This is a genomic window from Spirilliplanes yamanashiensis, assembly GCF_016863475.1.
Taxonomy (GTDB): domain Bacteria; phylum Actinomycetota; class Actinomycetes; order Mycobacteriales; family Micromonosporaceae; genus Spirilliplanes; species Spirilliplanes yamanashiensis.
Genome location: NZ_BOOY01000021.1, coordinates 43,779 through 53,332, shown reverse-complemented (window position 1 = coordinate 53,332; position 9,554 = coordinate 43,779). Strand labels below are relative to the sequence as shown.

Sequence of the window (9,554 nt, the reverse complement as noted above, 5' to 3'; positions counted from 1 at the left end):
TGGCGACGCCGGCCGCGGCCAGGCCGATCTGCAGGGCCAGTTCGATCCAGTCGATGCCGGGGGTCTCGGCGACCCCGATGGCAGCGGCGAGCAAGGTGCCGAGGAACGCGGCGACCACGCCGATGACCAGGGTCAGCCAGATCGGGATGTTCTGCTTGCCCGGGACGACGAGCCGGCCCAGTGCGCCGATGATCAGACCGATGATGAGGGCGGTGATGATGCCGGAGATTTCCACGCTGCCTGCTCCTCGTCTATTCAAGTTCGTTGTCGGTGACCTCATGCTCTTTGCGCCGGGGCGCCAAACGTCGCAGGTCGCTTAACGGCCGAACTGTCATGGGACTGTCATGGATCGACGCCCGCCCCCAGCCGGCAGTTGCAGGGACGGTGTCGCTCAGGTGGCCAGGACGGCGACGATGGCGGCGTAGCTGCCGAGCAGCAGCGCCCCCTCGAACCCGAGCCGGCCCCAACCACGGGACTGGCGCACCAGCATCCCGGACAGGACCACGGCGGTCATGAACAGACCGGCCGCGGTGACGAACAGTTCGTCGGCACCGGCGGCGTGATACAGCGACCCGGCGCCGAAAGCGGCGTCTCCGATGACCAGGTTCAGTGCGTCCAGGCTGTTGCCGCCGAGGATCGCCGCCACCGCAAGGGTCAGCGCGCCGCGACGGACGGCCGCGACAGCGGTGACCGTTTTCGGAAGGGCGTTGACCAAGCCCATCAGCACACCGCCGACGAATCCTGCACGCAGTCCGGTGGCTTCGACGATGCCCTCAGCGGCGGTACCCACCGCCCAGCCGGCCGCGGCGACCGTGACACCGATTCCGGCGAACTGCACCCCAACACCCGCGTGGAGTGCCGCTCGAGCGGATCCTGCTGTTGCGGGACGTCGGTGCGGGTTTCGCTGGTGTCGACCGCATTCCACATGGGGGTGGCGTCCGAGCGGCGCACCAGGCTGATCCCGCCGAGGTAACAGACCACCATCACCAAAGACACGGGGTGAATCCCGCCGACGGTGACGTCCGGGGTGTAGGTGGCCAGCAACGCCAGCGCGAGCAGGGCGATCAGCAGACAGCCGAACAGGAGGTTCGACAGCGACGCGGAGGCGTGTTCCAGATTTGCCCTGCGGTAGAAGGCGTCGGCTACCACCAGAGCGGTGGTCTGGGCGGCGATGCCGCCGACGGCGTTGCTGTAGGCCAGTTGTGGCTGCTCCGCGGCGGCGGTGACTGCAGTCATGACAATGCCGGACAGCGACGTGGCGAGCCCGAAAAACACCGCCCCGAACAACGCCTCGCCCCACCCGGTGCGATCGGCGAGTGTGTCACCAAGGCCCACCAGGCGAATGCTCGCTACGACGGTCAAGATTCCGGCGGTGACGAACACCGCCACACTGGTCCCCAGGGACCACGGCGTGGCAAACAGGTCAGGCATGGGCCTGCCGGTTACCCGCTCGACGTGCCATCAACCCTGTCGGTTCGTGTCGGCCGGTGCGGCTAACTCCGTACGCGGGGGGTAGCTGATTCGGGTGCCTACCACACCAGACCGCACGTCCGGGAGTCGCCGGCAGCTTCGCGCCGCCCTGCTGCACGCCGGGGCGGTGTGCGGCAGTGTCCTGCTCATCGCCGCCACGGTACTGGCAGTCGGCTGGCTACTGGTGCTGCTCGCGCCGGTGACACTGGCCGTGGTGGCCGCGCTGCTGCTGGCAGCGCTGCTGATCCCGGGTGTCAACATCCTCGTGCGGCTGCGCTTTCCGCGTGCCGCGGCCGCGCTGGCAGCCGTCGTGGGCCTGCTCGCCGCATTGATCCTGCCCCTGTTCTTGGTCGGGCAGCAGGCTGCCGGCCAGTTCGACAATCTCGGGCGAAGTTTGCGGGAGGGCATCGCGCGGGTGCGGCGATGGGTCGCCGAAGGCCCTCTACCGGTCACCGGCGACCAGCTGGACCGGCTGTGGCCCCAGGCGCGCGACGCGGCTCTAGACGTGGTCCCCGGCCCTGCGGGCGGGGTCTCCATGGCCACCCAGGTCGTCGGCGCGGCGGCGCTCGCCGTGGTCCTGCTCTTCTTCATTCTCAAAGACGGCGAAGCCATGTGGGCCTGGGTGCTGCGGCGGATCCCCCCGCGGCAACGCCGCAAAGCCGACGACGCCGCGCATGGCGGCTGGCACACTCTGGTCGGCTACGTACGCGGCACCGTACTCATCGCCGTGGCGGACGCGGTCGGTGTCGGGGTCGCGTTGCTGCTCGTGGGCGTTCCTCTCGCCCTGCCTCTCGCCCTGCTGACCTTCCTCGCCGCGTTCATCCCTATCGTCGGGGCCACCGTGGCCGGTGCGGCGGCGGTCCTCGTGGCGCTGGTAGCGAACGGCCCCACCGACGCCCTCATCATTCTGGCAGCGATCCTGATCGTGCAGCAGGTGGAAGGCAACCTGCTGCAGCCCTTCGTCATGGGCCACGCCGTACGGCTGCATCCCGCCGTGATCCTGGTCGCCGTGGCGGCCGGCACCGTCCTCGCCGGAGTGGCCGGCGCCGTGGTGGCGGTGCCGCTCACCGCTGTCGCGTACCGTGTCGTCTCCGTCCTCACCGACACCGACAGCAGCGCCGATGACGACGACACAGACACAGGCGATGAGCCCTCATCCGAGGAGCCGCCTTCAGCCGCCGGCCGAGAAGCAACCGCTGCCCCGGACAGGGCGGACTGAACCGATTCGAGCATCCGCAGGACTCCGGCGACCGGTAGACCTGCCTGTCCTTGCTGTTCCCTCGCTACGGTGAAGTGCAGCGGAACGGGCCGCGACTATCACTGTCGCGGCCCGTTCGGGCCGGGCTCCGGCCAGAGCGGCGGGGACGGTCAGGACTTGAAGGCGTCCTTGATCTTCTCGCCGGCCTGCTTGACGTTGGACTTGCTCTGGTCGGTCTTGCCTTCGGCCTCGAGCTGCTCGTCGTCGGTGGCCTTGCCAATGCCTTCCTTGGCCTTACCGCCGAGCTCTTCTGACTTGTTGTCGAACTTGTCGTCGATACCCATGACAAACCTCGCTTCCGTCGTGCGCGTCGAGCCGGTCACGACAGTTGCCTACCCGGTACCAGACGATGCAACCACCGGCCGGCGGTCGGCTGCGTACCGATTCAATCGGATGCCGGCATGGTCGGCGTCGCGCAGGCCACTGAACGGCTCCGGCGGCAGACAGCCCGACGGACCTGCTAACGGCGGGCCCAGCCACCCGGGGACTGGGCCACCGATGGAGCTCTCCGGGACGACGAAGGAACGCGCCGACAGGTCAGCGGCGTCCGTCGTCATTGAAGTGACCCTATCGGCCGGACACCTTGATGTCTGTCACGGTCTCGTGGTGGCGGGTTTCGTAGGTGGCGGGGCTGAGGTTACCTAGGCGGCTGTGTCGGCGGCGAGGGTTGTAGAAGCCCTCGATGTAGGAGAAGACCTCCATTTCGAGTTCGTGGCGGGTGGGCCAAGATCGGGTGTAGACCAGTTCGGTCTTCAGGGTGGCGAAGAACGTTTCGGCCAGAGCGTTGTCGAAACAGTCCGCGACCGAGCCCATCGAGGCGAGGACGCCGCAGGAGCGCAGGGTGCGGCCGAACTCGAACGACGTGTACTGGGTGCCGCGGTCCGAGTGGTGGATGAGCTGGTCGCGGGCCGGGCGGCGGGCCTGGAGGGCCATGCCGACGGCGTCGAGGATCAGTTCGGTGCGTAGGTGGTCGGCCATCGCCCAGCCGACCACCCGGCGGCTGAATGCGTCGACGACCACGGCGAGGTAGAGGAATCCTTCCCAGGTGCGCAGATACGAGATGTCGGCGACCCAGAGCCGGTCCGGGGCGGTGGCGGTGAACCGGCGCTGCACCAGGTCCGGCGCCGTCGCGGTCGACGCCCTGCCGCATCGCGGTTTGCCGCGCCGGCGCCGGTGGGCGCCTTCGATGCCGGCCAGACGCATCAGGCGGGCGACCGTCTTGCGGTTCCAGCGGTGGCCGCGTTCGTGCAGTTCGGCGGTCAACTTCTCCAGCTGCAGCTGCGCGACCTGCCGTCGCAGCCGGGTCAGCTCGGCACGCTCATCGCCGCTCATCGCCGCTCAACGCCTGCGGTCCACCGCCGGCCGCGCCGGCTCGGTCCTGCTTGGCCTTGGCGACCCAGTTGCGCAGCGTCTCGTGGTTGACGCACAGCTCCTTGGCCACGTCGCGGATCGGACGGCCGGAGTCGAGCACCAATGCCACGGCCTGGCGCCGGAACTCTTCGGGGTACTTACTCGGTGGTGCCATGCGGATCCTCCTCCTCGGCAGGATGCCAAGTCAGAAGGTGTCCGGCCTCAGGGGGTCACTTCAAGCCGCGGCTGACCGGCTCTGGACGGTGGAGGACGTCTCCGCCTTCCTCGGCGTGCCTGTAGGCACGCTTTACCAGTGGCGGCACCGCCGCATCGGACCGCCGGCCGCGAAGGTCGGCCGGCATTTGAGGTACGACCCGGTCGCCGTGCGGACTTGGCTGACCGAACAGGCGGCGTAGTCGTGGCCGTCGATGATTGGTGGTACCTCGCGAAGCGCTCGGCGGACGGCGCCCGTGTGCCGTCCGAGCGCCACGGCCGCGGGAAGCGCTGGCGGGTCCGCTGGATCGACAACCACGGGCACGCCCGCGAACGGCTGTTCGATCGCAAGGCTGACGATGACCGTTTCGACGCGAACATTCACGCCGACCTGAGCCGGGGTCAGTACGTCGACGACCGGGCGGGGCGGATCACGGTGGCCGAGCTGGCGGAGCTGTGGCGCAATGCGCAACTGCACATCGACAGCACGGCGATCCGGGTGGAGCACGCCGTTCGGCTCCACGTAGTGCCCGTCCTGGGGCGTCACCGGATCAAGGACGTCCGGCCGAGCCACATCCAGGGATGGGTGCGGGACCGGTCGGGCGTCCTGGCGCCGACGACCCTTCGGGTGGTGTACGCCTACCTCGGCGGGATGTTCGCCCTCGCGGTCCGGGATCGGATGATCTCGGCGTCGCCCTGTGACGACCGGGTGCGCCTGCCGTCGATCGTCCGGGGTTCGCGCTTCATCCCCGCAGCGGAGCAGGTGCACGGGCTGGCCGCGACGCTGCCGGATCGGTTGGCGGCGACCGTGTACCTCGCGGCCGGGTGTGGTCTGCGGCTGGAGGAGATCCTGGGGTTGGAGGTCGACGACATTGACTTCGACGCCCGGGAGCTGCATGTCCGCCGTCAGCTCAAGGTGCTGAAAGGGCGGCAGCCCTTCCTCGGCCCGGTCAAGACCCGGACGAGCGTGCGAACGGTGGAGCTGTCCGACGTCGCAGCGGAGTCACTGCGTGAGCACCTCGACGGCGGTATCGGCACCGTGGAGGTCGACGACGACACGGATCCTCGTCGGCCGATCCGGCGGGACGCGGCGCTCCTGTTCCGGGAGTGACCGGCCGCCCGGTGAACGCCTCGGAGTTCTCGCGCACGTGGTCGAAGGCCCGGACCTCGGTAGGGCTTCCGCAGCGGTGGGGCATCCACGGCCTGCGCCACTACTACGCGACGGTGCTTATCCACGGCGGAGCGTCGGTCAAGACGGTTCAGCTCGCGCTCGGGCACAGCACCCCGACGGTCACCCTGAACACCTACGTGCACGAGTGGCCGGACGTCCTAGACCGCACCCGCTCGCTCGTCGACGCCGCGCTCGGGGCACGCGAAACGGCGGCCACGCCAGGCTGGAGCCGGGCATGACCGCCGTCAAGCGACTTGGGCCGCATTTGGGCCGAGCGCTAGATCAGCAGGTGTTTCCGCTGGTCAGAGCCTCGGAAGATGTCAGCAGTCGTAGTACATCGCGAACTCGTGCGGGGTCGGGCGGAGCCGGACCGGGTCGACCTCGTTCGTGCGCTTCCAGTCGATCCACGTCTCGATCAGGTCGTCGGTGAAGACGCCACCGGCGGTGAGGAACTCGTGGTCGGCCTCGAGGGAGTCCAGCACGGCCGGGAGGGAGCCCGGGACCTGCTTGACGCTGCCCCACTCCTCCGGCGGCAGGTCGTAGAGGTCCTTGTCGATCGGGGCCGGCGGCTCGATCTTGTTCTTGATGCCGTCGAGGCCGGCCATCATCATCGCCGAGAATGCCAGGTACGGGTTCGACGACGGGTCCGGGACGCGGAACTCGACGCGCTTCGCCTTGGGGTTGCTGCCCGTGACCGGGATGCGGGTGCAGGCGGAGCGGTTGCGCTGCGAGTAGACCAGGTTGACCGGGGCCTCGAAGCCGGGCACGAGGCGCCGGTACGAGTTGACGGTCGGGTTGGTGAACGCCAGCAACGACGGGGCGTGGTGCAGCAGGCCGCCGATGTACCAGCGGGCCGTGTCGGACAGGCCGGCGTAGCCGGTCTCGTCGTAGAACAGCGGCTCGCCGTTCAGCCACAGCGACTGGTGGGTGTGCATGCCGGAGCCGTTGTCGCCGAACAGGGGCTTCGGCATGAACGTGGCGGTCTTGCCGTGCTCCCACGCGGTGTTCTTGATGAGGTACTTGAACTGCTGGAGCTGGTCGCCGGCGTGCAGCAGGGTCGAGAACTTGTAGTTGATCTCGGCCTGGCCCGCGGTGCCGACCTCGTGGTGCGAGCGCTCCACGGTGAAGCCGGCGTCGATGAGGCGGCGCACCATCGAGTCGCGCAGGTCGGAGTAGTGGTCGACCGGGGCCACCGGGAAGTAGCCGCCCTTGTAGGCGGTCTTGTAGCCGCGGTTGCCGCCCTCTTCGACGCGGCCGGTGTTCCAGGCGCCCTCGATCGAGTCGATGTAGTAGAAGGCCTGGTGCGCCGACGTCTCGTGACGGATCGAGTCGAAGATGTAGAACTCCGCCTCGGCGCCGAAGTAGGCGGTGTCGGCGATGCCGCTGGCCGCGAGGTACGCCTCGGCCTTCTTCGCCACGTTCCGCGGGTCGCGGGAGTAGGCCTCGCGCGTGAACGGGTCGTGGATGAAGAAGTTCAGCGCGAGGGTCTTCTGCGCGCGGAACGGGTCGATGAAGGCCGTCGCCACGTCGGGCAGCAGCATCATGTCGGACTCGTGGATGGCCTGGAAGCCGCGGATCGACGAGCCGTCGAAGGCGAGACCATCGGTGATGACACTGTCGTCGAACGACTCGACCGGCATGTTGAAGTGCTGCATCACGCCGGGCAGGTCACAGAATCGAACGTCGACGAACTTCACGTCCTCATCTCTGAGGTACCGCAGCAGCTCCTCGGGGTTGGCGAACACACGACCTCCTGGCACGTCACTCGTTTCCGGTCCGTGGGCGACGCTAGGGGCGGGCGGTTGCTCCGGCGTGTCTCTATTGTTTCCGCCGTGTTACGTCGCTCGCGATGCGTGACCTGGCGCCTCCGATCCTGTCGGACCTTACCGCCGCGGGTGCCGCCGTGCGGGCCGTTTCGCCGCCCCCGATAGGCTCGCCGCATGGCCGAAACCGCAGGTCCACCCGCCGCCGGCGCGCCAGCGTGGCTGGCCGGTCACGAGCCCGCGCCGCTGGGCCGCCGCTTCGGGGCGCTGCTCGCCGACTGGCTGCTCTGCGTCCTGGTGTCGGCGTTCTTCGCGGACCCGCGCACCAGCGGCTGGCCGCCGGTGGCGGTGCTGCTGGTGGCGAACACCCTCTTCGTCGGCCTGTTCGGACAGACGCCGGGCATGTACGTGACGCGGCTGCGCTGCGTGTCCTTCGCGGACGGCGGCGCCATCGGGCTGCTGCGCGGGCTGCTGCGGGCCGCGCTGCTGGTGCTGGTCGTCCCGACGCTGATCATGGACGGGCTGCGCCGCGGCCTGCACGACCGGGTCGCCGGCTCGATCGTGCTGCTGGTCAGGCCGGCGTCCGCGGAGGCAGCGGGCTCTCGCTGATCTGGTCCGCGGGCGGTGGTGTCACGGCCAGCGGGGCGCCGACGGCGGTCACGTCGAACGCCGCCTTCGCCGTGTAGTACCGGCCGAGCGTGCCGGAGCCGGTGTCGTCGTTCATCAGCGCCAGGTCCACCTCGAGCCGGCGCAGCCGCCCGTCGGCGCCCACCCAGACCCGCATGACCTGCTCGCTGACGACGGGGAACGCCCGGTCCAGTCCGGTGTCGTACGGGCCGAGGCAGCTGGACGGGTGGCAGACCACGCGGTACTCGCGTTCGGCGCCGGGGTGGTCGGTCAGGCCCTCGGTGCGCGAGTCGGCGGTGTCCTGGGCGCCGACGTCGCGCAGCAGGCGCACCCAGAGCGCGACGTCGACGATGCCGAGCATCGGGTCGGCGGTCATGCCCACCGGCGCCGGGTACGGCGACTCCCGGTGCACCCACGGCCGCCCGTCGCCGGTGCGCCAGCGCTCGGAGCTGAACCAGTGGTCGTCGCCGATGCGCAGCTCGCGCAGCGGGATGGCCGGGTCGCTGCGGCCGCCGGAGCCGGTCGCCTCGACCCGGTCGTAGGTGAGGTCGGCCACCGGGTCGTCGGCGAGCCGCACGACGCCGGAGCCGATCCACAGGCCGGCGTCGCGGGTGGTGGACGTGCCCTCGCGCAGCTCGCCGGTGAATGAGACGGAGACGGTGCCCGCCGCGGCCAGGGTGTCCCACTGGCCCGACAGGTCGGTCGAGACGATCTCGCTGTCGCTGCAGCCCGCCGTGGCCAGCACGCAGGCGGCCGCCAGCGCGGCCGCGATCAACCTCGGCATCCGTGCCTCCCCCGTGAGATCGCGGGGGAGAGGCTATCGGAGTTCGCTCGCGCCGTGGGGGCGGTCAGCGCGGGCGGGACTGCCGGAAGTTGCCGCGCGACGGGCGCATGTTCTTCGGGATGGCGCCCTTGGGCATCTGCGGGCGGGCCAGCAGCGCGCCGAGCCGCTTGTCGAGCGCGTTGACGTCCTTGCCGGTCATGTTGCGCGGCAGCTTGAGCAGCGTCATGCGCAGCTTGCGGATGGACAGCTCGTCCTCGCCGGTGCCGATCGTGTAGTCGTACAGCGGGGCGTTGCCGATGACCTTGGCGAGCCGGCGCTTCTCCTGGCCGACGAGGCCGCGGACGCGCGACGGGTGGCCCTCGGCGAGCAGGATGACGCCGGGGCGGCCGATGACCAGGTGCACCATGTCGTACTGCGTGGTGGAGGCGACGGCGGGGCGCACGCGCCAGTCGCCGCGCATGTTCTCCACGATCTGGGTGGCGGCCCCGGGCTGGCCCTCGGCGGCGTTCATCATCGCGGCGTTGGACCGCAGGTTGAGCACGATGAGGACGGCGAGCAGCGTCAGCATGATGCCGACGGCGAGCCACACCCAGCCCCACAGCATGACGGCGAGCACGGTGAGTGCCAGCGGGATCAGCACGGCGCCGATCGCGAGCGGCACGAAGTATTTGTCCTGCTTCGCGGTGAAGCGGAACACCATGCCGATCTGCTTGAGCCGCGTGCCGAACGACACCTTCTCCTCGGGCTTCGCCATGACCGCGAGTCTAGTGGTCGATCCCCAGCCACCTGCAGGCCGGGCTGAGTACCTTACGGCGCCGGGAGGGCCGGGTAAGGCGGCGCCGGGGGCCACAGATGCGGCGCGGGCCCCATGCGGCGGCGCCGCCTGCGCGAGGAACGTCGGGGTCAGCCGAGAACGAA

General features: G+C 69.7%; 10 protein-coding genes and 2 pseudogenes. 5 read left to right on the top strand and 7 right to left on the bottom strand.

The window, feature by feature from the left end; all coding sequences use genetic code 11:
* Both Sya03_RS14585 and Sya03_RS14580 read right to left on the bottom strand, forming a co-directional pair.
* Nucleotides 1–235, bottom strand: a 235-nt coding sequence (locus Sya03_RS14585; RefSeq protein WP_203938824.1) for a GlsB/YeaQ/YmgE family stress response membrane protein, incomplete at its 3' end; no start/stop codon positions are given.
* A 156-nt stretch (nucleotides 236–391) separates the two neighbouring features.
* Nucleotides 392–1,431 (bottom strand): annotated as a pseudogene (locus Sya03_RS14580) (sodium:calcium antiporter).
* Between the two features lie 166 nt (nucleotides 1,432–1,597).
* On the opposite strand from Sya03_RS14580, the gene Sya03_RS14575 reads away from it, so the two are divergent.
* Nucleotides 1,598–2,689, top strand: a complete 1,092-nt coding sequence (locus Sya03_RS14575) for an AI-2E family transporter (RefSeq protein WP_203938823.1) — start codon at nucleotides 1,598–1,600, stop codon at nucleotides 2,687–2,689.
* 149 nt (nucleotides 2,690–2,838) lie between these two features.
* Here Sya03_RS14575 and Sya03_RS14570 read toward each other — a convergent pair whose 3' ends face one another.
* Both Sya03_RS14570 and Sya03_RS14565 read right to left on the bottom strand, forming a co-directional pair.
* Nucleotides 2,839–3,012, bottom strand: a complete 174-nt coding sequence (locus tag Sya03_RS14570; RefSeq protein ID WP_203938828.1) for a CsbD family protein — start codon at nucleotides 3,010–3,012, stop codon at nucleotides 2,839–2,841.
* Between the two features lie 283 nt (nucleotides 3,013–3,295).
* Nucleotides 3,296–4,253: pseudogene (locus tag Sya03_RS14565) on the bottom strand (IS3 family transposase).
* Between the two features lie 22 nt (nucleotides 4,254–4,275).
* Here Sya03_RS14565 and Sya03_RS14555 point away from each other — a divergent pair.
* The 3 genes from Sya03_RS14555 to Sya03_RS31560 are packed head-to-tail and all read left to right on the top strand — an operon-like array spanning nucleotide 4,276 to nucleotide 5,701.
* The gene (locus tag Sya03_RS14555; protein ID WP_203938827.1) at nucleotides 4,276–4,494 is read left to right on the top strand and encodes a helix-turn-helix domain-containing protein; all 219 of its coding nucleotides are present in this window, start codon (nucleotides 4,276–4,278) and stop codon (nucleotides 4,492–4,494) included.
* A gap of 2 nt (nucleotides 4,495–4,496) precedes the next feature.
* Complete coding sequence (locus Sya03_RS31565) at nucleotides 4,497–5,402, top strand: tyrosine-type recombinase/integrase (protein ID WP_275411450.1); 906 nt, start codon at nucleotides 4,497–4,499, stop codon at nucleotides 5,400–5,402.
* Complete coding sequence (locus Sya03_RS31560; RefSeq protein WP_275411449.1) at nucleotides 5,399–5,701, top strand: tyrosine-type recombinase/integrase; 303 nt, start codon at nucleotides 5,399–5,401, stop codon at nucleotides 5,699–5,701. The genes Sya03_RS31565 and Sya03_RS31560 overlap by 4 nt, the downstream gene beginning before the upstream one ends.
* Before the next feature lie 81 nt (nucleotides 5,702–5,782).
* Here Sya03_RS31560 and glnA read toward each other — a convergent pair whose 3' ends face one another.
* Entirely contained in the window at nucleotides 5,783–7,207 is a 1,425-nt protein-coding gene (gene glnA / locus Sya03_RS14545; RefSeq protein WP_203938820.1) for a type I glutamate--ammonia ligase, read from the bottom strand.
* Nucleotides 7,208–7,402: 195 nt separating this feature from the next.
* Here glnA and Sya03_RS14540 point away from each other — a divergent pair, with 195 nt between their 5' ends.
* Entirely contained in the window at nucleotides 7,403–7,834 is a 432-nt protein-coding gene (locus Sya03_RS14540) for an RDD family protein (RefSeq protein ID WP_203938819.1), read from the top strand.
* Here Sya03_RS14540 and Sya03_RS14535 read toward each other — a convergent pair.
* Nucleotides 7,797–8,636 (bottom strand): hypothetical protein, encoded by an 840-nt coding sequence (locus tag Sya03_RS14535; protein WP_203938818.1) that lies wholly within the window; start codon nucleotides 8,634–8,636, stop codon nucleotides 7,797–7,799. The genes Sya03_RS14540 and Sya03_RS14535 overlap by 38 nt on opposite strands.
* 64 nt (nucleotides 8,637–8,700) lie before the next feature.
* Nucleotides 8,701–9,390: a DUF4191 domain-containing protein gene (locus tag Sya03_RS14530; RefSeq protein WP_203938817.1), complete on the bottom strand. Its 690-nt coding sequence runs from the start codon at nucleotides 9,388–9,390 to the stop codon at nucleotides 8,701–8,703.
* Between the last annotated feature and the right edge of the window lie 164 nt (nucleotides 9,391–9,554).